This is a genomic window from Photobacterium jeanii (assembly GCF_001650345.1).
Classification (GTDB): Bacteria; Pseudomonadota; Gammaproteobacteria; order Enterobacterales; family Vibrionaceae; genus Photobacterium; species Photobacterium jeanii.
The window spans coordinates 37,210-61,934 of sequence record NZ_LVHF01000028.1 but is presented as its reverse complement, the minus strand read 5'-3'; the positions used below and the strand labels follow the sequence as shown (position 1 = coordinate 61,934).

General features: G+C 46.6%; 18 protein-coding genes. 2 read left to right on the top strand and 16 right to left on the bottom strand.

Going from position 1 to position 24,725, the window contains the following annotated elements; genetic code table 11:
* The first annotated feature begins 343 nt into the window (after positions 1-343).
* A complete protein-coding gene (locus tag A3K86_RS13340) occupies positions 344-943 on the top strand; it encodes a Yip1 family protein (RefSeq protein WP_068331807.1) in 600 nt (199 codons plus the stop codon).
* A gap of 139 nt (positions 944-1,082) precedes the next feature.
* Here the strand turns inward: A3K86_RS13340 and purF are convergent, their stop codons facing one another.
* From purF to fabB, 10 genes are all read right to left on the bottom strand, one after another.
* Complete coding sequence (gene purF / locus A3K86_RS13335; RefSeq protein ID WP_068331804.1) at positions 1,083-2,600, bottom strand: amidophosphoribosyltransferase; 1,518 nt, start codon at positions 2,598-2,600, stop codon at positions 1,083-1,085.
* Between the two features lie 35 nt (positions 2,601-2,635).
* Positions 2,636-3,127, bottom strand: a complete 492-nt coding sequence (locus A3K86_RS13330; protein ID WP_068332576.1) for a CvpA family protein — start codon at positions 3,125-3,127, stop codon at positions 2,636-2,638.
* 64 nt (positions 3,128-3,191) lie between these two features.
* Entirely contained in the window at positions 3,192-3,743 is a 552-nt protein-coding gene (locus A3K86_RS13325; protein WP_068331798.1) for an SPOR domain-containing protein, read from the bottom strand.
* Positions 3,744-3,745: 2 nt separating this feature from the next.
* Positions 3,746-5,017 carry a bifunctional tetrahydrofolate synthase/dihydrofolate synthase gene (folC, locus tag A3K86_RS13320; RefSeq protein ID WP_068331795.1) on the bottom strand — a complete coding sequence of 424 codons (1,272 nt, stop codon included), beginning with the start codon at positions 5,015-5,017 and terminating at the stop codon, positions 3,746-3,748.
* 143 nt (positions 5,018-5,160) lie between these two features.
* Positions 5,161-6,084: an acetyl-CoA carboxylase, carboxyltransferase subunit beta gene (accD, locus tag A3K86_RS13315; RefSeq protein ID WP_068331793.1), complete on the bottom strand. Its 924-nt coding sequence runs from the start codon at positions 6,082-6,084 to the stop codon at positions 5,161-5,163.
* Between the two features lie 266 nt (positions 6,085-6,350).
* Complete coding sequence (truA, locus tag A3K86_RS13310) at positions 6,351-7,136, bottom strand: tRNA pseudouridine(38-40) synthase TruA (RefSeq protein WP_068331791.1); 786 nt, start codon at positions 7,134-7,136, stop codon at positions 6,351-6,353.
* Between the two features lie 146 nt (positions 7,137-7,282).
* On the bottom strand, positions 7,283-12,724 hold the full coding sequence (locus A3K86_RS13305) for a FimV/HubP family polar landmark protein (protein ID WP_068331790.1): 5,442 nt from the start codon (positions 12,722-12,724) through the stop codon (positions 7,283-7,285).
* A 281-nt stretch (positions 12,725-13,005) separates the two neighbouring features.
* Positions 13,006-14,019: an aspartate-semialdehyde dehydrogenase gene (locus tag A3K86_RS13300; RefSeq protein WP_068331789.1), complete on the bottom strand. Its 1,014-nt coding sequence runs from the start codon at positions 14,017-14,019 to the stop codon at positions 13,006-13,008.
* On the bottom strand, positions 14,016-15,203 hold the full coding sequence (locus A3K86_RS13295; protein WP_068331787.1) for a 4-phosphoerythronate dehydrogenase: 1,188 nt from the start codon (positions 15,201-15,203) through the stop codon (positions 14,016-14,018). Before A3K86_RS13295 ends, A3K86_RS13300 begins: the two co-directional genes overlap by 4 nt.
* Positions 15,204-15,673: 470 nt before the next feature.
* The gene (fabB, locus tag A3K86_RS13290) at positions 15,674-16,888 is read right to left on the bottom strand and encodes a beta-ketoacyl-ACP synthase I (protein WP_068331781.1); all 1,215 of its coding nucleotides are present in this window, start codon (positions 16,886-16,888) and stop codon (positions 15,674-15,676) included.
* A 199-nt stretch (positions 16,889-17,087) separates the two neighbouring features.
* On the opposite strand from fabB, the gene mnmC reads away from it, so the two are divergent.
* Positions 17,088-19,124: a bifunctional tRNA (5-methylaminomethyl-2-thiouridine)(34)-methyltransferase MnmC2/FAD-dependent 5-carboxymethylaminomethyl-2-thiouridine(34) oxidoreductase MnmC1 gene (gene mnmC / locus A3K86_RS13285; protein ID WP_068331780.1), complete on the top strand. Its 2,037-nt coding sequence runs from the start codon at positions 17,088-17,090 to the stop codon at positions 19,122-19,124.
* A 100-nt stretch (positions 19,125-19,224) separates the two neighbouring features.
* Here the strand turns inward: mnmC and A3K86_RS13280 are convergent, their stop codons facing one another.
* The 6 genes from A3K86_RS13280 to neuB all read right to left on the bottom strand — a co-directional run bounded on the left by A3K86_RS13280 (position 19,225) and on the right by neuB (position 24,708).
* Positions 19,225-19,551 (bottom strand): hypothetical protein, encoded by a 327-nt coding sequence (locus tag A3K86_RS13280; protein WP_084406604.1) that lies wholly within the window; start codon positions 19,549-19,551, stop codon positions 19,225-19,227.
* 162 nt (positions 19,552-19,713) lie between these two features.
* Complete coding sequence (locus A3K86_RS13275) at positions 19,714-21,072, bottom strand: MBL fold metallo-hydrolase (RefSeq protein ID WP_068331778.1); 1,359 nt, start codon at positions 21,070-21,072, stop codon at positions 19,714-19,716.
* 99 nt (positions 21,073-21,171) lie between these two features.
* Positions 21,172-21,882: an acylneuraminate cytidylyltransferase family protein gene (locus tag A3K86_RS13270; protein ID WP_068331770.1), complete on the bottom strand. Its 711-nt coding sequence runs from the start codon at positions 21,880-21,882 to the stop codon at positions 21,172-21,174.
* Between the two features lie 2 nt (positions 21,883-21,884).
* On the bottom strand, positions 21,885-22,940 hold the full coding sequence (locus A3K86_RS13265; protein ID WP_068331764.1) for a nucleotidyltransferase family protein: 1,056 nt from the start codon (positions 22,938-22,940) through the stop codon (positions 21,885-21,887).
* A complete protein-coding gene (locus A3K86_RS13260) occupies positions 22,937-23,593 on the bottom strand; it encodes an acetyltransferase (RefSeq protein WP_068331761.1) in 657 nt (218 codons plus the stop codon). The genes A3K86_RS13265 and A3K86_RS13260 overlap by 4 nt, the downstream gene beginning before the upstream one ends.
* Positions 23,590-24,708, bottom strand: a complete 1,119-nt coding sequence (gene neuB / locus A3K86_RS13255) for an N-acetylneuraminate synthase (RefSeq protein ID WP_068331758.1) — start codon at positions 24,706-24,708, stop codon at positions 23,590-23,592. Before neuB ends, A3K86_RS13260 begins: the two co-directional genes overlap by 4 nt.
* Positions 24,709-24,725: the final 17 nt, after the last annotated feature.

The window sequence follows — 24,725 nt, the reverse complement described above, 5'->3', positions numbered from 1 at the left end:
TTCTCAGACACGTTGTTATTTCACAACGTGTCTTACCCCCAAGCTTGCGATCCCTCACATTCCTGACTAAATGTTATTACTATGTAAGCGCATAATAGCGGTCGTACATGCCTTACCGACACCCGTTTTGTTAATGACAACTGCGTTCATTGATCGATTCATTAACCAAATAGGTATCAATAATACCAAGACACTTTTCTTGGTATCACATTGGACAGTAATGAGCTATGAGCGAAAACGTAAGCAGAGTCTAATATTACCCAGACAACTCACTGTCAATACTAATATTTGACCCTTGTACCTCGCTGTGACGTCCATCGTTCATACAAAATGAGGACAGGTTATGATTTTGGGACACCTTTTTGGGCTATATGCTCACCCTAAGCAAGAATGGAAGACAATTGATAAACAACATGAAGGGATCAGTAGTTGTATCAGCCATATCATGCTCATTGCTCTACTTCCCTCAACATTTGCTTATATTTCAAGCGTCTTTATCGGCTGGCGGATCGGCGTCGGTGAACCACTATACCTCACTCCTGCTAGTGCGCTCGGTATGTCAGTGGCTATGTACTGCGCACTCATTGCGGGTGTATTCGCCTTAGCCTACCTAAGCTACTGGATGAGTCACACCTTCGGCTCAACTCCAACGTTCACCCAGGCGCTCGAACTCGCCGCTTACACTGCAACGCCACTCTTTATGGTCAGCATTGCGGCTATCTACCCACAAGTCTGGTTCTTAATGATTGCAGGCTTAATCGGCGTCGCCTACTCCGTATACTTACTCTACACAGGCGTGCCTATATTGATGCACATTCCTGAAGAGCGCGGGTTTATCTACGCCAGCTCGATTGTGACTTGTGGCTTAGTGTTACTGGTTTCGATCATCGCATCTACCGTTATCCTGTGGAACCTTGGCCTTGGCCCTGTCTTTAGTCATTAAGCCTGATTAAGAGTAAAGGCTGTTCGCCATTAGAAACCATAACACAAACTAAAACGGGAGCCATATAGGCTCCCGTTTGTACTAACCGCTTATTACTTATGCTTTATCGCGACTTCTTAAGCCGCAAAGCACTCGCAGGTTACACACCTTCGTTGTGCAACTCTAAGTTAGCAAGATCTTGTTGGATCTCACGCTTAGTTTTTGAATCTTCACTGCGTAGCGATTCAAGGTAGTCAAGGTACGATTGATCGATATCGCCCGTCACATAGCTGCCATTGAATACCGAGGTCTCAAACAGCGTCACATCAGGGTTCCCTTCAGCAACCGCTGCCACCAAGTCTTCTAAGTCTTGGAAAATCAGGCCATCAGCGCCGATCAGTTTACTAATTTCTTCAACTTCACGACCGTGAGCAATCAGCTCATTCGCACTTGGCATATCAATACCGTATACGTTCGGGAAACGAACTTCTGGCGCAGCTGACGCTAGGTAGACCTTGTTGGCACCCGCTTCGCGCGCCATCTCGATGATTTGCTCAGAGGTAGTACCACGAACGATAGAGTCATCCACCAGCAAAACATTCTTGCCTTTGAACTCAGAGCGAATCGCATTCAACTTACGACGCACTGACTTACGGCGCATTTGTTGCCCCGGCATAATGAATGTACGACCAACATAGCGGTTTTTCACAAAACCTTGACGGTATGGTTTGTCCAATGTGCGGGCAATTTCTAGTGCGCTGTCGCACGAGGTTTCAGGAATTGGGATAACCACATCGATATCCATATCTTCCCACTCACGCTTAATTTTTTCACCCAACTTAGTCCCCATGCGAACACGAGCTCCGTACACCGAAATTTTATCGATAAACGAGTCAGGACGCGCAAAGTACACAAATTCAAACACACAAGGGTTCAGTACCGGATTCTCAGCACATTGCTCGGTGTAAAGTTGACCATCGAAAGTGATGTACACCGCTTCACCTGGTGCCACATCACGTACAAAATCAAAACCCACCGCATCCAATGCAACAGACTCAGATGCCACCATGTACTCGGTTTGTCCTTCGACTTCACGTTTACCCAAGCAAAGAGGACGAATGCCATTAGGATCGCGGAACGCCATTAAACCATGACCAATCAACATAGCAACGACCGCATATGCGCCACGAACCTGTTTATGAACAGCACGAATCGCAGTGAAAATATCTTGAGGAGTCACAGGAGAAGACTCTGTGCTGTCTAGCTCATGAGCAAGAACATTAAGTAGCACTTCAGAGTCTGACGTTGTGTTGACGTGACGACGCGCTTGTTTAAACAATGACTCACGAACTTCACCTGCATTTGTCAGGTTACCATTGTGCGCCAGAGATAAGCCGTATGGCGAGTTTACGTAGAATGGCTGTGCTTCAGAAGCACTGGAGCTACCCGCCGTTGGATAACGAACATGACCGATTCCCACATTTCCTTGCAGGCGTTGCATATGCTTGGCTTCGAATACATCACGCACCAAACCGTTAGCCTTACGCAGACGAAAACGATTGCTTTCTAAGGTAACAATACCCGCCGCATCTTGGCCGCGATGCTGCAGCACAGTCAGTGCATCATAGATAGATTGGTTTACCGGGGTTGACCCCACGATTCCGACAATACCACACATGTCCTAAAATCCTCGTCACGCATATAAAGCCGGCGCTAGTGCGCGCCGGTGAAAAAGCTTGATGTGTCTTTGATGTAGGAGAAGAACCATTCAATCACTACGCCGAATTGAGGGATCAATTGCGACTGTTTCCACCAGTCAGCATTTGAAAAGCTCGTAAAGGCGTCGATGAAGAACAACAGTGCTGAAACGATCAACACCCCTCTCACACCACCAAACACGATTCCCAAAACACGGTCTGTACCAGACAGCCCCGTCTTTTGTACCAGATGTCCTATCACATAGTTTACAACCGCGCCGACAATCAACGTGGCAATAAATAGAGCGGCGATGGCACTACCGTTACGTACCATTTCGTCTTTAATGTTGGTGAAGTAAGCAGCCAGTTGCGTGTAAAAATTACTCGCGACAAAAAATGCAGCAAACCAGATCACCAACGACAATGCTTCTTTAACAAAACCGCGGATCAAACTAACCAGCGCCGAGAAGCCAATTACGCCTAAAATTACGTAATCAATCCAAATCATCATTTGTTGTTTTCGCCTTGATGTTGCGTATTCTAACAGAAAAAATGAGAACGCAAACGTTTACCTAAGGGTTTAGTGGGTTAAATCTAAGCAATTGCCCTTTTAAACCGGTGATTTTTTCTAAATCTTTGAGCTGACCAGATAACTCCTCTTTGGAGACATTTGGTCCAACTACCACGCGAGCGTAGTCACCAGGTTTTAGCTCTTTTGGAAATACGTGAGCTTGGTAACCTGCTTTGCGAAGTTTAGCCACCAGCTTATTGGCATTATTTACATTGCCAAAAACACCTAACTGCACAACCCAACCACTTTCCTTATACCCCTGCTTTGGCGGTTCTACTTTAGTAGGCTCAACCGGTAGTGGGGCATCCTCAATTTGCGGCTCTTCATCAATCACCACAGTCACAGGCTCTTGCGGTAATTCAACGTCCACAAATTCAGGCTCAGGGATCGTTTCAAAGGCTTCTTCTGCGTTTATTTCAGGTTGAAGCGGAATGCTGGCAAATTGCTCTTGGTAATGTTGCTTCTTACCATCGAACAAATCTGGGAGGAAAATCACTCCCAGTGCCACTAAGATAATTGTGCCGACTAAACGGCTCTGAAACTTACTTGCCACTGTTACTCCTGTTTGGCTGCAATATGGCTAGCGATTTGGCCCACAGTGTAAAACGAGCCAAAAACGATTACCATCTCATCCGGTTGCGCTTGAGATAGGGCGTGATCATAAGCTTGTTCTGGGGTTGCAAAGCCTGAGACACCATCACCCACATGAGCAATAATCTCTTCTGCTTTTGCAGCACGTGGTCCTTCTAATGACGCGGGATACCATGCATCAACCACATCTGTCATCTCAGCTATGGTTGCAGCGATATCTTTATCATGCAGCATAGCGACAACCGCATGAATACGCGCCTTACCTTCTTTTTGCTTTAGCTTGACCAGTTGTTTAGCAAAGTACTGGGCTGAATGCGGGTTATGCGCCACATCCATGATCACCAATGGTTGCTCGCTCACGCGTTCCATTCGCCCAGCTAGCACCACCTTTTTTAAGCCATTCACGATATTGCAATCACTGATATCCAGCTCAGCCGTTCCTAACGCCATCAGTGCCGTAGCCGAATTCGGTAATGGCAGTGCCGGAACAGGAAGGTCATCAAGCTCAAAACAACCGCTATGCCAGCGCCAAGTGTCCCCCTCGACTTGATAGTCAAACTGATAACCCACTTGGAATAACTTGGCACCAATATCATCAGCATGGGCAGCGACACTCGCAGGCGGCGTTGGCTGACCACAGATAGCGGGTTTGCCGCTACGGAAAATGCCCGCTTTTTCATAGCCAATCACTTCGATGTCATCACCAAGCCAATCAACATGATCGATTGCAAGACTGGTGATAACCGATACATCGTGATCCACAATATTCGTCGCATCTAAACGACCGCCAAGACCAACCTCAAGCAAGACCACATCGACACCGTTCGATTTGAACAACTCGAGTGCCGCTAAGGTACCGAATTCAAACAAACTTAAACTAATCTCACCACGGTATTGTTCGATTTGTGCAAAAGCTTGGCTATGTGCATCATCAGCTAGCTCTTCGCCGTTAATACGCACTCGCTCGTTATAACGCACTAAGTGAGGTGAACTATAAACACCGACTTTGTAACCGGCATCAAGCAAAATAGCTTCTAAAATGGCACAGGTAGAGCCTTTACCATTGGTACCCGCAACAGTGATCACTTTCGGTGCGGGTTTGGTTAATTGGCCTCGTTCAGCTACCGCTTGGGCACGATCTAGCCCTAAATCGATAGCACTAGTGTGAAGCTGTTCAAGATATGACAGCCAGTCTGCAAGCGGCGCGGTTGCAGTTGGTGCTTTTAGGTTGGTCATTAAAAATTATTCGCTTAATCACTTACTTGTTGGTATGCACTATACCAAACTGCTGGAATCTAAAAAAACAAAAACGCCGATGAAAATCACTTTCATCGGCGTTCATAATATCGCTATAAGCGACACACTAATCTGTTGCTAAATTATGCGTCTTGCTCGTTGCTTGGCTCTTCTTCTTTCACTTCCGGCGCGCTATCTACAGATACCACTAGCGGAGAAGGTTGCGCAGTTAGCTTAGCAATCAAGCCACCAATACGCTGGCTCATTTCACGACGATCAACAATCATGTCAATCGCACCATGCTCAAGCAAGAATTCACTACGTTGGAAGCCTTCTGGTAGCTTCTCACGTACGGTTTGCTCAATAACACGCTGACCTGCAAAACCAATCAGTGCTTTTGGCTCACCGATGTTGATATCACCCAACATCGCAAGACTTGCCGATACACCACCCATTGTTGGGTCAGTCAGTACTGAAATGAAAGGTAGGCCTTTCGCAGACATACGCTCAAGCGCCGCACTGGTTTTCGCCATTTGCATCAGCGACATTAGGGCTTCTTGCATACGAGCACCGCCACTTGCCGAGAAACAAATGAGCGCGCAGTTGTTTTCCATTGCCGCTTCAACAGCTTTAACGAACTTCGCACCCACAACCGAGCCCATAGAGCCGCCCATGAATGAGAATTCAAACGCACACGCAACAACCGGTTGGTTCAGTAGCGTACCCTGCATCACAACGAGGGCGTCTTTTTCGCCACTGTTCTTTTGAGCCGCAGAGATACGATCTTTGTATTTTTTCGAGTCACGGAACTTCAGTTTATCTTGTGGTTCCATCTCTGCCGCAAGTTCCACTTGATTGTCTTTATCAAGGAAAGTTTCTAGACGGCGGCGTGCCTTCATACGCATGTGATGATCACATTTTGGACACACTTCTAGGTTAGCCTCTAGATCAGCGTGATAAAGCACTTGTTCGCAAGAAGTACACTTGGTCCATACACCTTCAGGGATAGACGCTTTGCGAGAAGAAACAATGTTGCTCTTCGTTAGGATCTTTTCAAGCCAGCTCATGAATGACCTTTTATCTTAAAATTCCCTCGCTCAATAGGTGCGAAGGAAACAAATTCGTTAGTTATCCCTAAGCTAACGCAGCGAGCTCAGGTTTATAAGAGTGGAATTAAAGCACAAAGTTGCCAATCTGTAGATAAAAAACTGGTTGTACCTTGTGGGATGGAAGCCAATATAGCAATGTAATATGCCCTCGGACACACTACATTGCTAAAAATGCTGACTTAATCAGCAATTAACCGACTAGATTTCGTTTCAGCTGCCATCTCTTAGTCTGTAATGAACAACGGACCTGCTGGCACTTTAGGGATGCCGAACTCTTCTGGGTAATCCACTTCGATCAAATACAAACCGCCCGGCTTAGCTGTTGCACCTGCGATGCTGCGATCTTTTTGCTCAAGTAACCAGCCCATCCACTCAGGCTTTTCTTCACCGCGACCCACTTTAATCAAGCTACCAGTAATATTGCGTACCATGTGGTGTAAGAACGCATTCGCTTTAATATCGATGATCACGTATTGACCATGACGTGTCACCTTCAAGTGGTGCAGGCAGCGCCACGGTGAATTCGCTTGACAGTAAGTCGCACGGAACGAGGTAAAGTCGTTCTCACCTAACAGGTACTGACCTGCTTCGTGCATTAGCTTCTCATCTAAATCACCGTGATAATGACTCACACCATGAGACAAAATCGCAGGGCGCAGTGCCGTATTACAAATAACATAGCGGTAACGACGTGCCGTTGCTGAAAAACGAGCGTGAAAATCTTCAGATACTTCTTTTGACCAACGAACAGCGATGTCTTTAGGTAAGTGGGTATTCACCCCCATCGCCCACGCTTTTAATGGGCGATCACAGTCCGCATCAAAGTGAACGACCTGACCAGTACCGTGAACGCCTGCATCCGTTCGCCCTGCACAAAATACTTCAACAGGTTGATTAGCAATCTTCGACAAGGCCTTTTCTAATTCGCCCTGAACACTGATCACATCTTGTTGGCGTTGCCAGCCACGATATTTTGCACCGTCGTATTCGATACCTAAAGCTATTCGCATAATTTACTTCGTCTTAACCAAGGCTTCTCAGCCTAGAATGAAAAATTGTTGAGGATTATAGCAATAATGCAGCCTCAATAAAAAAGCGCAGACTAAATAGTCTACGCTTTACGTTAAATCCGTTGCCTTAAATGGCACTCAATGGTTTAGCGTACCTTGGCGAGCAAAGCTTTAGCTTCATCAGCACTCTGCGCGTCACCATTTTGAGCGATATCTTGCAGCAAATCAGCAGCGCCTTCACTATCGTTCATCTCAAGGTAGGCTTTGGCTAAATCAAGCTTACTCGCATACTCACCTTGGCTATCTACATCATAGGCTGGCACATCAGAAAGAATATCAGGGAACTCATCCAAACCGACTTCAAGGTTCAGTGGCTCACTATCGATGTCCATCTCTTGATGCTCAAGCTCTGACTCTTTTAATAGCTCATCAATACTGATGTAAGGTTTAGCAGCGACACTGTCTTGCTCTTCAAGTAGCTCGCTATCTGCTTCAGGGTATAGCTCAACCTCTTCATCAGCTAGCAGTGAAGGCTCATCAATTTGCTCGCTGTTTGATTGTGCTTCAACAGCATCATCATCAAGATCATCGAGCAAACTATTAGCATCAAAGCGATCAACTTCTTCCACCTGCATTTGCGGCTGTTCAGACCAATCTTCGCTTGCTAATGAAGGCTCTTCAGATGCCGTTGCCCACACTTCGGCTTCGTCATCCGGTACGTCGAATGCATCATCATCAAGCACAGGCTCTTCGTTAAACAGTAACTGATCGCGCTCTTGACTCTCGATATCATCGATGCCAATTGGAATCGTATTATCAAGCTGATTTTGCGCTACTTGCTCATCCACTTGAGGATCAAAAGCCGATAAATCGATCTCAGATTCAACCTCAGGTTGAGCATCTCCAGCAACAGGCTGATCCAACATTAAGCTATCAGGATCAGTTAGCAAAGCGTCCATATCGAGACCAGCACTGTCCACCAAAGCTTGCTCCATTGTCGGTACAGGCTGTGGTGATGTTGGTACGACATTGCTATCAGTTTCCACTGGCGATGCTGTTTCAACTTGGTTTGACGCTTGGTTATCAAACTCAGGTTCTGATTCTTGTTTTAGCTCAGATTCAAGTTCAGGAGCAATACCCTGTTCGATATCATACTGCTCAAGCTCATGTTGCTCATCGAATGACGCTTGCAGCGCTTCATCTTCGCTAAACTCAGGCAAACTTGCAGGGTCTATCGTTTCAAACTCGAAACCTTTATCCGCTTTCGCGACATCGAATGCCGTTGGCTCATCGGCAGCAAATTCAGCCTCACTCTCATTTGTCTTTTCATGAGACAGAGAGCTAGCTTCTTTATGTTGCAGATCGGCATGTTCTTCAACTTGCGGCTCAGATTGTAAGCTAGGTTCAGGTGCTAGCTCATGAGCAACTGACTCTGCATCATGAGAGTGATGCGAACCTTGAGCCGCTTCTGCTGCCTGTTGTAATTGTTTGACGACATTATCCAGCATTGCCGGATCGTCTTGCTCGACCTCAACCTCTGGCTCTAGTGGCCCAGCTTCTGGGTCTGACCATGCCGACTCTTCATCAAACTCAGGCAAATCATTATCACTAATGAAGCTGTCTGCTTGATGTGATTGTGGCTCAACCTTGTCATCACTGGCTGATGCATCTTCTTCATCCAACGCCTCTAAATCATTAAACGCATCTTCCTCTGTAAATTCAGGGAAGTCCGCAAGATCGAGTACGGGTTCAGATTCACCTTGAGGCGCTAATTCTGTAGATTCTGGTGCTAATTCAGTTTGAGACGGCTCAGATACTGTCGTGTCAGGAACACTGTATTCAGAAGCACTTTGCTCAGAAGTAGTGTGTTCAGGAACAACGGCCTCGGCGGCTTCTATATCACTTAAAGCATTCTCATTTAAAGAAGTGTCACTCGAGTCATGCTCAGCTTGAGCATCTTCATGCTCCATCTCTTCCAGCCATTCATCAACACTACGACCAACAGGGAAACCTTGCTGCGTGTATTGCTCTAAATCAGCTTGGCTAAGGTCTTGACCACCCTGGCTATGTGTATCCTGCTCTAGCGCTGGTTGTTGCTGTTCAGCAACTTCAGCTTCGGCAGTTAACTCAACTTCTTCCGCGGTGTCATTCGCAGCTTGAACATCATGCTCTGTAGACACAGCTTCATCGGTTTGTGGCAGAGTATCATCGCCTGCATCAGCACCGTGCTCATTAAACAGTTCTTCAACTTCAGCTAATAACGCATCTTCATCGCTTGGCGCTAATGTCGACTCAGGTGAAGATGTTTCAGCAAACAGCGCATCAAGATCATCAACCGCTAACTCAGGTTCAAGTTCTTTATCTTGATGTTTAAATAAATCCTCTGCTGAAAACTCAGGCTCATCACTTGAATTAACATCTGCACTAGGATCTGGCTCTAAGTTTGCTTCAAACAGCTCATCAGCTTGAGGAGCCGTATCATTACTGTCAGTAGCTAGAGCATCATTTAAAATGTCATTAAATACTGTTGATTCAGGTGCAAAGTCGGCATCTTCATTGTCTTCTGCCGCAACATCAACAGAATCAGCCCCAGCGACGGGCTCGAATTCAGGATCTAGCTCAGTGTCGAGCACTGGCGAAGACGCATTAGAAGCCAATGAAGTGTCAAGCGAGTCAATCGGGTTATCAGCGAAAGCATCAAGGAACGCATTTCGCTCCTCATCCGCTAGCGGTTCATGAACTTCAAACGTACTATCTTCAGCTACGTTAGTATCGAGCATATCATCAGCTAACAACGCTTCAGTATCTAGCGCCGTCAATTCGCCTTCAAGCTGCTCAGCAACGGCCTCTTCAGATTGCTCTTCACTCGCATCTGGTAACTCTGAATCGATTGGCGCAAGCTCAGACTCCAGCTGTTGCAGGGTATCATTAAGCTCGCTCGACTCGAGTACATCTAGCTCGGTGGCAGATTCAACCGCAGGCTCTTGCTCATCAATATGAGTTAGTTGAGATGGCTGCTGAAATTGCGATTCGGGCGCTGGTTCTGGCTCTGCCTGTGACTCTACCGATGGTTCACTTTGATCTTCTGCTACAGGCGCAAATTCAGGTTCAGCCATTTGTGCCAACAAATCGTCGATATCACTATTATCGACAGTTTGATCCCCTGCGATCGACTGATCTTGCAAAGGCTGCGCTTCAGCTTCAGTCTGCTCAACTGGTGAGTCAAATAAGTCTTGGTCATCGAAGCCTGGCAATGAAGTTGAGGAATCAAGCTCATCACCTAGCAGTTCATCGAGTAACTCGGTACTGTTTTCATCGATCACCAATTCATCAATGTTGACGTCATTGCTTTCAATGTCATCAAAATCATTAACCAGACTACCAAGCTCAGGATCTAACTCGTCATCTTCATCGTCACCAACTAACTCATCGAGCAGCGCAGTGCTGTTTTCATCAATTTCAATGTCGCTATTAAATAACGATGACTCTTGCTCGTCTTCATTAAGCAATTCATCAAGCAAAGCCGTGCTGTCTTCCGAGATCTCGATATTCGACTCGTTATCTAAGCCAAGATCATCGTCATCCATCAGTTCATCGAGGAGCGCGGTGCTTGTTTCGTCAAGAAGCGTTTCGTCAAGCAGTGTCTCATCTAACAGAGCATCATCGTCTACCTCAGAGAACACATCATCTGGCAGCGCTACGTCTGCCGCTGTATCAGCAGAGCTAAAAACCGCCTCTGCTTTTGCCTCTTGCGCTTTTTCTCCAGCGGTGCTGTCACCTGCAAGCAAACCCGCTTCAGGATCTGCCATTGCACTTGCTTGTGCCAATGCTTCATCAATCGCCGCTTGTTCAGCAATTTCATCGCTAACCGCTTGTTCTGGCGAATCAAAGTTAGCAAATAGTGCATCTAACTCATCTTGAGCAACAACATCATTACTGTTATCGGACGCGCTATCTTCAACCACACTTGATGCACTGTCTTCTTGCTCAACTTCTGCCAGCAAATCATCCAACAGCGATTGATCAAGCATACCGTTTTCCAGCGCTTCATTGCTCTCGCTATCATCTTCGGCAGAGAGATCAAAATTAGGTTGCTCATCGCTACCGTCTTGTAACGACTGCTCCCACATCGCCGCTAGCGCTTCATCTGAGCTCAGTTCAGAAGACTGATCCATCTCATCAAGCGCACGCTCCATATCTTCCAGACCTAGCGCTTTATCATCACCAGTCACGGAAATACTGCTCGCCGCACCGATTGACGTATCGATATCAAAGTCATCGCTACCCAAATCTAGAGTATCGTCATCTTCTTTTAGGTCTGGGCTGTAAAGACTGTCTTCTGGCGAATCAAACAAGGCATCATCTTGAGCAAACAGATCATCGATATCATCGCCATCACTCAAGGCTAAATCACTGTCATCACTTGCAGCATCAGCCGCTGCCAACATTGGGTCTGCTGGCGGGATCATTGCAGGTTCAGTCGTTTCAGGACCTTCAAGCGACTTCGCTTCATCGCCCTTTTCTTCTTTACGACGACCAAACAGTAAATAAGACACGACACCGGCAATCAAAGCACCAGGAATAAATGCGGCTGCCGCTAATGCCCACGGATTTGCCGCTAAAGAGTCCAGCATCGAAGGTTCTTTCACTTCAGGCTGCACTACAATCGCTTTTTGCTGGGCAAGAAAATCTTTTATTTCATCTCGTAAGACTTCATCGTCTGATTGTTGATCACGCAATGCGGCGACTTCGTGCTGCATTTCTGACAGGCGAACACGCAGTAAGTGGTTACTTTCTAAGAGCTTAGTAATTTGGACATCGGATGCATCTAGCTGCTCTTGTAACTGACCCGCCATTTTTTCAGGCTTGGCTGGGATCAACGCGGTTTCAGATTCTGCAACTTGTGTTGATGATCTTGCCTCTACAGTTGCCGATTCAACAGTTGCCGCTTCGACTGCTGCTGGTGCGGTTGTTGACGCAGGCGCAACAGATGCGGTACGAGTTTGTGCCGGAGGAGTCGAACGTGAAGCTTGCGTATTAGTAGCTGCATTCGTATTTGTCGGACGCGTGCTAGTCGAGCGCGAAGATGCATTCGCAGCAGGCTGAGTATTACGGTTTGCTGACGCGGTACGAGTCGCTGGTGCTGGACGAGAACGTTGATCTTGCTCTAGACGCAATTTCACCGCATCGGTGTTTTCACGGCGAATTTGCGTCAGGGTCGGCATATTTAAACGGCTACCTGGGATCAAACCATGAATATTGCTATTTTCAAACGCGTTTGGATTGGCACGATAAATAGCACCAATCACTTGATAAACAGAAACTGAGCTTGATGGTCGATATGCGGAAGCGATCCCCCATAAGGTTTCGTTTGAGCGCGTTGGACCATACTGGTAGCTACTTCCTACATCTGGAGAAACGGAGGCAGCAGAAGCTTCACGGTATCGCTCAGATACACGTGGTAAAGGCTGATCTTCCTCTGGACCAATAATACGGACAGTATTCGCCTGAGCGGAGAAATGAATCGCTGTCGTAGCAATGAATGCAGGAAGAATAAAACGTTTAATCAGGTTAGATACGTCAGGCACGGCCTGGAGTCCTCTCTGGCGGAAACTCGAAATCAATTGGATAAATACAGTCAAAACTTTCAACACTGCACTTATCAAACAGATCTGTTGTTAGGGTATTACTATATCGGACAGCACGGCTGAAACTGTAGCACGGTTGTCAAAAATGTGGCGTTGCTGGAAAATTTAAGCAGACGAGGTGACACTTTAACCATAGTGGCAACCACAGTGACTACCACCTAGACATTACCGTCACCTCGCCTAATCAACCTACTTAACCAGTAAGCTTCTTAGCTCGCTAATTACAGGTAGTCTGCAATCAGACGTTCCGCAATTTGTACGCTATTCGTTGCTGCGCCTTTACGTACGTTATCTGCCACGACCCATAGGTTCAAACCGCATGGGTGGCTGATATCTTCACGTACACGTGCAACCATCACATGGTCTTTTCCAGGTGCGTCTGTTACTTGCGTTGGGAAGTCATTACCTTGGAACAACTCAATACCTTCTGCATTTTCTAATAGCTGTAGCGCTTCATCAATATGCACTGGTTGACGAGTTTCAATATGCACTGCTTCTGCGTGGCCATAGAATACAGGTACACGCACACAAGTTGGATTGACACGAATTGTCTCGTCAGCAAAGATTTTTTGCGTCTCCCAAACCATCTTCATTTCTTCTTTGGTGTAGCCGTTATCCATGAACTGATCGATTTGTGGCAAACAGTTAAATGCAATTTGCTTGTCGTAAGCATTGTTTTCCGCAGGAAGGCCGTTAAGTAGCTTCGCAGTTTGACCTGCTAACTCATCAATACCTTTTTTACCCGAGCCTGATACCGATTGGTAAGTCGCAACGTTAATGCGCTCAATACCGTATGCGTCATGAAGCGGCTTCAATGCCACCAACATTTGAATCGTTGAACAGTTAGGGTTAGCAATAATATTGCGGTTACGGTACTCAGCAATCGCGTCTGGATTTACTTCTGGTACCACAAGCGGTACATCGTAGTCGTAACGGAAGCATGATGTGTTATCGATCACGATCACGCCTTCATCAGCAGCAATCGGTGCCCAGTGCTGAGAGGCTTCAGCGCCTGCTGAGAACAACGCAATATGAACTTGTGACCAGTCGAAATCTGCAACGTTAGTTACGCGTACCGATTTATTCTTAAAGCGCACGGTTTCACCTGCACTACGCTCAGAAGCAAGCAGGTACAGATTACGAACAGGAAAATTGCGTTCCTCTAATACTTCAACCATTGCTTGACCGACAGCGCCAGTTGCGCCGAGTACGGCAATATCAAATTCCTGACTCATTGCGTTACCTCAATTGTAAAACCTAATTTAGCCAGCGACTCTACCCCAAAACTGGTCTCTCCCGCTACCGTAATCGCACTATATTCACGTCGATCCCAGTAATTTTTCCGCATCAAGTCAAAAGCCATTGCCATCTGTGCGCTATCACCTTGGGTTTGCACCATAGTACGGCGAAATAACGCGTCATCTTTGCGCACATCGTAGATAAGTTGGATCAAGGTAAATAGCTCAGCTTCGTCCCATTGCTTAGCCAAAGTAACAAAAGGAATTGGCGCTTGCGGTAGCAAGCTCGCTGCACTGACTTGAGTTAAATCACTCTCGCTATTTTCGCATGGCTGCTGAGCTAAAAACTCACAAAAACGGTTATAGACCATAGTAGTGCCACGCGCTTTACCCTCTAAACCATAGCCTGCGATATGTGGGGTGGCAAAAGCCAGTAAAGGTAAGAGTTCTAAATCGACTTGCGGCTCGAACTCAAATACATCCAGTACAGCAGTTAGCCTTTGACTCTGCGCTTGGAGGGCTGCTTTTAGTGCTTGGTTATCCACTACCGCACCACGTGCGGCATTGATCAAAATGGCGTTCGGTTGCATCGTAGCCAGAAACTCGGCGTCCACCAAATGATGACTCGGGTATTCGCCTTCTTTGGTTAACGGTGTGTGCAAGGTGATCACATCACATTGCTGGCGGATTTGTTCGAGGGAATGAAAAGTACGAGGATCACCATCTGCTTGTTTCAGCGGATCATTCAGCAAATAACGAATGCCCAATGCATCTAAGCAGCCTGCTAAGTAGGTGCCGACATTCCCCGCACCAATAATGCCGATGGTTTTGTCTAAAATAGAAAAGCCTTGCTGCTGTCCCAATACCATCAAGCTACTAAGTACATACTCCGCAACACCAACTTTGTTACACCCCGGTGCTGCGGTGAATGTGATCCCTTTCTCTGCCAATAAAGCTTGGTCAACATGGTCGTGACCCGCAGTTGCAGTGCCAACAAATTGAAGACGATTCGCTTTCGCTAATAAAGAGGCATTAACCTTAGTCACCGAGCGGATCATTAAAGCATCAATATCGATTAAATCGTCACTGGTTAACGTTCGCCCGGGTTTTAACGTCACATTGCCAAGCTGGCTAAAGAGTTGGTGGGCATAAGGCATGTTTTCATCGATAAGGATGTTCATTGATTCTCCATCAGCAATAAACCGAAAGCCCTATAATACCTTATCGCCTCCATAGCGGATACTAAGCAAAGAGAACACATTGATTCAGATGATGTTCAGTTGAGCTTGGTATTAATAGAGGGTTTCACTTGCGGGTGTAGCAGGTATAAAACAAAAAAACCCAGCTATGCTGGGTTAAAAGTCCGAGAAAAAGCATTTGCACGCTTTCCTTTACCTTGTTATTGCTAGTACTAGCACCTAACAAGGTACCGGTGCACAGCTATGCAAATGGTGCGTCTGTTTACAGGCACTGGCTAATCGTCATTGAATGGTAAGAAGCCTCTGGACAAGTCATCTTCTGTTCAGTGTTAGTCAGTGCCTACCTCGGAAAACTGTCAGGTTGAGCTGTATTAAGTCAGCTACAACCATGGGTAACAAGCTGGTGTGAGTTGTTGTTCACCTTATCACCAGCTTGATTCCTTTACCCGAAACTAGCCTTCGTACTTCTTGATCACTAGCGTTGCGTTAGTGCCACCAAAGCCAAAGCTGTTAGACATTACGGTTTTCAGCTCAACATCGCGCTTCTCAGTCACGATATCTAAACCTTGTGCCGCTTCATCTAGCGTTTCAATATTAATGCTTGGTGCAACAAAGCCGTGCTCTAGCATTAGCGTTGAGTAAATTGCTTCGTGAACACCCGCAGCACCTAAAGCGTGACCTGTCATCGCTTTAGTTGCAGAGATTGCTGGGCAGTTCTCGCTAAATAGCTCTTGAATCGCACCTAGCTCTTTCACGTCGCCGACTGGCGTTGATGTGCCGTGGGTGTTGATGTAATCCACTGGCGCTTCAAGATCTTGCATCGCCATCTTCATACAACGAACCGCACCTTCACCCGATGGTGCTACCATGTCGTAGCCATCTGAAGTCGCACCGTAACCTACGATTTCGCCGTAGATTTTAGCGCCACGAGCTAGTGCGTGCTCTAGCTCTTCAACCACTAGCATGCCGCCACCACCAGAGATTACAAAACCGTCACGGTCTGCATCGTAAGTACGTGATGCTTTCGATGGGTCATCGTTGTACTTAGTTGATAGTGCGCCCATTGCGTCGAACATCATAGTCAAAGACCAATCAAGCTCTTCACCGCCACCAGCAAATACCACATCTTGTTTACCCAGCTGGATAAGCTCAAGTGCGTGACCAATACAGTGTGCAGATGTCGCACAAGCTGAACTCATGGTGTAGTTCACACCACGGATTTTAAACGGTGTCGCCAAACATGCAGAAACGGTTGAAGACATAGTACGCGGTACCATGTATGGACCTACGCGCTTCACGCCTTTTTCACGCAGAATATCTACGGCTGCAACTTGGTTTAGTGATGACGCACCACCCGAACCCGCCACTAGGCCAGTTCGATCGTTAGAAACTTGTTCTTCAGTTAGGCCAGCATCGGCAATTGCCTGCTCCATAGACAGATACGCGTAACCTGCCGCATCGCCCATGAAACGCATCTTTTTACGATCGATGTGCTCAGAAGGCTTTAATTTAAGATCGCCCCAAACATTGCTGCGTAGTTTCATTTCAGCAAATTGTTCAGAGAAATTAATGCCTGATTTACCTTCTTTTAGCGACTCCAGCACTTCGTTTACGTTGTTACCAATGCTGGATACGATACCCATGCCTGTAATTACGGCTCGTTTCATGATGAATTCCTACTGATATTTAACGCAGATGATAATAACGGCTTTCTCACGCAGAAGTGGTCAGCTTTCCCTGAGTTCAGGTACAATCGACGACAATTTCCTATGATTTATGATGTTTGCCTCGCGATTTACGCTGATGACTCCGCCTAAATTACGCCTTCGAGCAGACATCTACTGCACCACGAATAAGAGGTTTCCCTTGTCTGATAAGACGCCAAAGCGCATTGAACATGCCGTTCTTGATTGGAATGAAGCAGGTACACCCGTTTCTAACGATTTTGACGATGTGTATTTCTCCAACACCAACGGGCTAGAAGAAACCCGCTATGTTTTCTTAAAACAGAACGGACTGCCTGAACGCTGGGAAACCTTCGACCGTCGTCGCTTTGTGGTAGCAGAAACGGGGTTTGGTACCGGTTTAAACTTCTTAGCGGTATGGCAATGGTTTAAAGCTTTCCGTCAAGCGAACCCAGACGCTACCACCAAAGAGCTTCATTTTATCAGCTTTGAAAAGTTTCCAGTAACCAAAGCCGATTTGATCAAAGCCCATCAATCTTGGCCTGAATTAGCGGAATTTGCCGAGCAACTTCACGCTCACTATCCAGCTGCTGTAGCAGGTTGCCAACGTGTAGTACTCGAAGATGGCATGATCACATTAGATTTGTGGTTTGGTGACATCAAAGATTGTATGCCGCAAGTGTGGTGCGGAGAAGAAGGCATTGTTGATGCTTGGTTCTTAGACGGTTTTGCGCCAAGCAAAAACCCTGAGATGTGGAACCAAAACCTGTTTAACAACATGGTGAAATTAGCGCGAACTGGCTGCACCACAGCCACTTTCACTGCCGCAGGTTTTGTCCGCCGTGGCTTGATTGAGGCAGGCTTTACCATGTCAAAAGCCAAAGGCTTTGGCACTAAGCGTGATATGTTGGTCGGCCACGTTGAATCTCGCCAACACGGCTCTAACGTCAAGCCTTGGTATCAACGCAACGCTGCCACCAGCACTGACAATGTGGCAATCATTGGTGGTGGTATTGCTTCCGCTTCGGTGGCAATCGCCCTGATCCGCCGTGGACTCAAAGTAAGCCTTTACTGCGCTGATGAACTGCCAGCTGAAGGAGCATCAGGTAACCGCCAAGGTGCTGTCTATCCACTACTTAGTGGCGATCAAAACCCAGTTTCTAACTTCTTTGCTCCTGCCTTTTTATATGCCCGTCAATTTGTTGAGCAAGCGACACACTACGGCGAGTTTGCCCACCAATGGTGTGGCGTGACCCAATTAGCTTGGGATGACAACACCACTAGAAAGCTTATCAACATGATGGCGGGAGAATTCCCACCAGAGCTTATTACTGCCCATGATATTGCAGAAACTCAAGCACTAACGGGGGTAGAAACGGGTCACTCAAGTGTCCACTACCCGCTCGGTGGCTGGTTATGTCCGCAGCAATTAACGCGCGTTTTAATTTCTCATGCTGAACAAACGGGTTTACTGACCAGTCACTTTAACTGTGATATCACTAACCTCACGCAGACAAACGAGCAATGGCAGTTAACTACAAACACAGGTGAGAGCTTCCAACACGACACCGTCATTGTTGCCAACGGTCATCGTTTCACTGAGTTCAACCAAACAGAAGAGATCCCACTGTATCCGGTTCGTGGTCAAGTCAGCCATATTCCGACGACAGAAACCTTACGCGAGCTCAAAACCGTACTTTGCTACGACGGTTACCTGACACCGAAAAACACCAGCTCTGATACTCACTGTATTGGAGCGAGTTATGGTCGTAACAGTACGAATGTCGAATTTAATCCTGACGAACACGCGAGCAACAAGCAGCGCTTGATCAACAGTTTGCCGAATGTTGAGTGGCCAAATCAGCTTGATATGAGTGACAACCAAGCACGTTGTGGTGTGCGCAGTGCAAGCCGCGATCACTTGCCGTTCGTTGGTGATATGTGCCAAATCGATAACTTGATCGAGCAATACGCCGATCTTAAATCACACCAAGACAGCGCGGCTCCTGTTCCGTGTTACCCAAACCTATTTGGCTTATTAGGGCTCGGTTCACGAGGGTTAAGTTCAGCACCACTCCTTGGTGAGTTACTGGCCTCCCAAGTTTGTGGCGATCCATTACCTGTCGCAATAAACGAGTTGGAAGCACTACACCCTGCGCGCCCTTGGGTTCGCCGCTTGGTCAAAGGAAAACAGCTGAATAAAGATAAGGCGAACTAAAGCAGACATAGCTTGGTTGAAAAACAAGAAGCGCGGTTTAGGCTAAGCCTAAACCGCGTTTTGTTTATGAATAATATAAATAATCTACCGATTGCGAGCATTACTCAACAGGAACCGTAACCGGTGGACCGGAATCTTCACCACCAGTATCAGCAACTGCCACTGCTACCACTACCGCAGCCACACCCACCGCAATCGCTGTTGCGGTTAGACCACCAGCAGAAGCAGCAAGCGCTGTATCAACACCAGCAGCCGTACCTGTGGCAGCCGTCGAATCAGCCGCAGCTTGAGTGGCTGTTTCTGTTACTGCAGACGATTGTGATGACGCATTCGTTGCGACACCCTCTTCAGCCCACACTGCAGTCGACACCATACCCACTACTAACATCATCCCTGCTACTATCGGCGCAAAAAACTGTTTTTTCATATCTACCACCTACTCCACATTCATTATGCTGTGGGTTATTGATATAGATATAAGTATAGCCAGCCTTACGTGCTTCGCCTGTTCTGAGCAAAGATTTCTGATAACAATTTAAACTTAAAAAACCACCAATCTTGAGCTTGAAAAAAAGCAACTAATGACAACTTATGCCTGATACCCAAGACGAACATTCAGGTTTGTTTTTACCGACAAGAGCTTAGCCGCAAGCTCTGTTTGGCTATCAGGCTCTCCATGTACCAAATAAATCTCATCTGGACCTTGCTTTATTTGTTGCACAAACGCCAGCAAATCTTTCTGATCGGCATGAGCTGAATAACCTGATAGCAAATGGACCTGCGCCTTCACTTCCACCGCTTGCTGATCGATAGTAACCTGCCTAGTTCCTGTTGCGAGTTCAGCACCTAGGGTACCTTTAGCTTGATAGCCTGATAAGATCACATCGGTTCGCTCATCAATCAGCAACTCTTTAAGATAATTCACGACTCGCCCACCGGTACACATTCCACTTGATGCCACAATAATCGCAGGCTCTGCCGAAACTTTTAGTCGATTAATTAATGCAAGATGGTCTTCATGGCTATCCACCATCACACACTGATGAAAAGAAAGCGGATGACGGCCTCTTATATAACGCTCTTTCGCTTCACTCGCCCACAACTGTTTATAGAGGTTATATTGCTCAGTAATTTTCGCGGCAAAGGGGGAATCAAAGATCACAGGGATCTTTGACCATAGCTGCGGATCATTTTGCTCTGCTAACTCCGCCAATATGTTTTCTAAATCAAACAGCAGCTCTTGAGTTCTTCCCACGCTAAAGGCAGGAATAATGATCGCACCACCATCTTCTAGTGAGCGCACTAAAATCGCTTTCAGTCTCGACTGACGATGCAGAATAGACTCATGAACATGATCGCCATAAGTACTTTCTAACACCAAAACATCAGCACGTTCAGGCGATACCGGATCAACCAGCAGTGGCGTATTTCGAGGGCCAAGATCACCAGAAAATACAACGATTCTGCTGTCGGGCAGTTTAATCTCAATATAAGCAGAACCTAAGATATGACCAGCAGGACGAAAGCGGATACTGATCAACTCACCACTTGGTAAGGTTAATTGTACCCAGCAATCAAAAGGGATTGGCTTAAGCAAAGAATGAAGGCGCTGGGTAACCTGTTGACACTGAGTTGAATTGAGACCTAATTGGATTTTCAATCCATCTTCAATCAGCAAAGGCAAGAGCGCAGCGGTGGCTTGAGTGGCGTAGATAGGAGAATGGAACCCAGCAGCCAGTAACCATGGAATACGTCCAACGTGGTCGATATGGCAGTGAGTCAGTAAAAGTGCACGAACCGAGTCTAGCGGAAAGTCGATATTGAGTGATGACTGAGCTTCTTTCCCCTGAAAAAGCCCGCAATCAATCAATAAGCTACTATTGCCGATAAATAACTCATGACATGAGCCAGTTACGCCTGTTTTGGCTCCATGATGTTTGATGTGCACCGCTTAAGCTCCACCTGATGTAAAAAGATGCAGGCATAATGACAGAGAACCTAGGCAATAAATGGTAATTAGTCGTCAGACTTAGAGAGAACTCGCAAATTATTCGGTTAATTTTTCGTAGTAATGAATAACCGCTTGAGCCATCACAAAATCAAACTCGGTATCGATATCAATTGAGCGCTCTGTAGGCATTTTATAGCTCAAACAAGATGAAGGATGCAGCAATCGCTCTTCGCATAAAACATGCTCAGTACGGGTAATATAGATCGCGCCATTTAGGCGATAATGTTGCTCACAATCTTGGCTACGCTTGAGCACTTGATCAAAAAGTGGCGAAATGAGCCCTTGCTCATCATCCACAAATGTCCATTGAATAGGATGCTCAACGGCTGTCACTGACACCAAACTTTCTACTTGCTGATCGCAATACATTTGCCAAGCCGTTTGAATATCAACCGCAGTTCGTAGTGGAGAGGTTGGCTGTAGCAGCACCATATCGTAATAGCACTCGCCTTGCGCTTGATGGTACTCCAGTTGGTGTTTAAGGACAGCAATACTGGTTGTGGTATCAGTGGCAAGTTCTGCCGGACGCATAAATGGTACTTGCGCTCCATATTGCTTGGCTACCGCCGCAATCTCGTCATCATCGGTATTCACGATCACACGTTCGAAAATACCACTCTGAATAGCCGCCTCGATACTCCAAGCGATCAGCGGCTTACCTTGTAGCGGTAACACATTCTTACGAGGTAGACGTTTGCTCCCCCCGCGTGCAGGAATAATGGCTATGGGTTTTGTCGATTTGCTCACGCTTAAAAAATCCCCATATCCATCATGTCAGCTTGAGCTCGGCGATAATCATCGATTCGGCCGATATCAAGCCAATACTCGCTAATTTCGTATGATGCCGCCTTACCTTTAGTCGCAATCACTTGTGAAAATACATCAGTAATATCAATTCGTTGGTTTTTCTCAACTTGGCGAACAACATCGTGGTTGAGTACATAAATCCCTGTATTGACTTTCACCTTGTGGGCCGGCTTTTCACTTAAACCATGAATAGCCCCACCTTGGCAGTCGATCACACCAAAAGGAATTTGGTATTCATATTCACGCACACACATGGTGGCATCAGCCCCTTGCTGATGATGGAAATCTAGCAATTTGGTGAAGTCTAAATTGGTCATGATATCGCCGTTCATCATGATCATTGGAAGCTTACTGATGTCATCAGGCAGCAAACCTAACGCACCACCTGTGCCTAATGGCTGTTCTTCATGAACATAAGTGATCGATACTCCCCACTTTTCACCCTTACCAAAATGAGCGCGGATCATGTCTGGGAGATAATGAGTCGAGATATAAAAATGACGGAAGCCAGCTTGAATAAAGCTTTGTAGAATACTTTCCAAAATCGGTTTATCACCGACCTTAAGCATAGGTTTCGGGCATGCATTGGTTAGCGGTTGTAACCTTGTGCCAAAGCCCCCCGCCATAAGAAACACTGGGTTGTCGTGCTGTACTGGATGCAATACCTGATTAAGTGTTTTCAGCCCAGTAAGAATACCGTTATCAAGCAATGGGACAGCAAGAATATCTTTCGCTTCCATCAAGGTTGCAAGCGCTTGATGAGACAAAGATGCACTCGCAGTAATTGGGCTTGTATTCATCACCTCAGTCACTGGCGAAGACATATCTAATCCACGCAGTAAGCCACGCCGTAAATCGCCATCAGTTACCGTGCCGAGTAATGTCATTTGGTGATCGGCAATCAATGCTATGCGCAAGGCTTGGGCGTCAATCACCGCAAGGGCTTCTCGTAATGTTGCCGAAGGTGGCAACACTGCTTTTTTCCAGTTCTTGATCATATATACGTCTCGCCTGCTAACACATCTCGATGTACTCTCGCCCCTGCAGCAACAACTACATTTTCTTCAATCATCAAGTTTTGGATCACCACCGCTCTTGCGCCAATGAAGCTGTTGGCTGCGACATTTACTTGCCCACATAAGGTTGCGCCTGGTGCGATATGACAATGCGCTCCGATCTGGCAATCGTGCTCAACAATCGCCCCAGAGTTAATAATGGAATTATCACCAATAACCGCCCCGGCTTGAATAATGGCCCCAGGCATTACCTGCACGCCATGTCCTAATTGGGCATAAGGCGATACCAGCGCTTGAGATGAGATAACGGAAGCAAAGCAATAACCTTGACGACTAAAGTGTTGAAACAGTTTATTCCGTAACCCTTGCCTTGGTAGTGCGCCAATGCCATTAACCAAAACCACAGTCTCAGGCTGGAACTGCATCACGTCATCATCGTCAGCAAAACAAGGTATAGCGTGCAAGCTATCACGTAAGACAGCATCAGTTACTTGTAGATCTGGGCTTACTAAGCCCGCGATTTCAGTGCGTTGCTGGCGGAGTATATCTACCAACACACTGGCATGACCACCCGCCCCTAAAATGAGGTGTGGTAGTTTAGTTTCAGCAGCTTGAACTGACTCGAGATTATTCATCTGAATAACTTCTGATTAATGGTTACGACTTGATCTAACTCGCTCGCTGCGATCAGTTCACCTTCGGTATAATCACGCTGCGCTTGCTGACCAAGTAACTGCCAATAACAGTAAGGGCTCACACCATCGCCTGGGCGCTTAATCACTAAGTTTTCACTAGTGAAACATTCGCCTTTGGCAATCGCCGAGCTACACACCACACTCTTACGCGCAACCGCCATGTTCTTAACTTCGGAAGGCTGTGGTGCTTTAATCTCACTACCCAACGCCAGTTCAACGCCCCGAATCGCTTGTACCATTTGAGTAAGTTCTTCCGGGTTTAAAGAAGCGACATGATCGGGACCAGGCAAGTTTTTATCCAGCGTGAAATGCTTTTCTATCACACTCGCGCCCCGAGCGGTGGCAGCAACGGGAACAGTTATTCCCTCACTGTGATCAGAATAACCAACGGGAAGCTCAAAGGTTGTCGCTAGCGTATCCATCGCTCGCAAATTAATTTCAGCCAAAGGAGCTGGATATTCAGTAGTGCAATGAAGCAAAGTCACATGTTTTTGCAGTGCCGCTTGACCTTGTTCTGAGCTAAAAGCACTGTCAAATGCAGCTAATGAAGGTGGCGTTTCTTGCTTGGCAGTATAACCAAAAGCGATGACACCTAGTGCCGCTTTGATTTCAGCTAATGTTGCCATGCCTGTCGAAACAATCAAATCACACCCAGTTCGCGCATGCGCTAATACCAAGGGTGCATTCGTGATTTCACCTGACGGGATCTTTAAGCGTTTGAGCTTCAAATCATTAACTAAAAACGACAGACTCTCACTATCAAAGGCCGTTGATAAAAACTCAATGCCCAAGGCCTCACATTGCTGTTTCAGGGCAAAATGTGCTTCAAAGCTCAGCTCTAAGCGACTTAACATCGCCAACTGCGACTCTTGCTGCTGAGTATTCGTCACTTGGTAATCGGCTTGCTTTGCATCTGCTGTCACCAAATTCTTCGCTTTGAACGTTTGAAATTTAACAATATCAGCACCCGCTTGATGCGCCGCACTCACCAGTTGGTGGGCTAATTCGATATCGCCATTATGATTCACGCCTGCTTCAGCAATAATTAATGTCATAGTCAGTATCTGTTTTA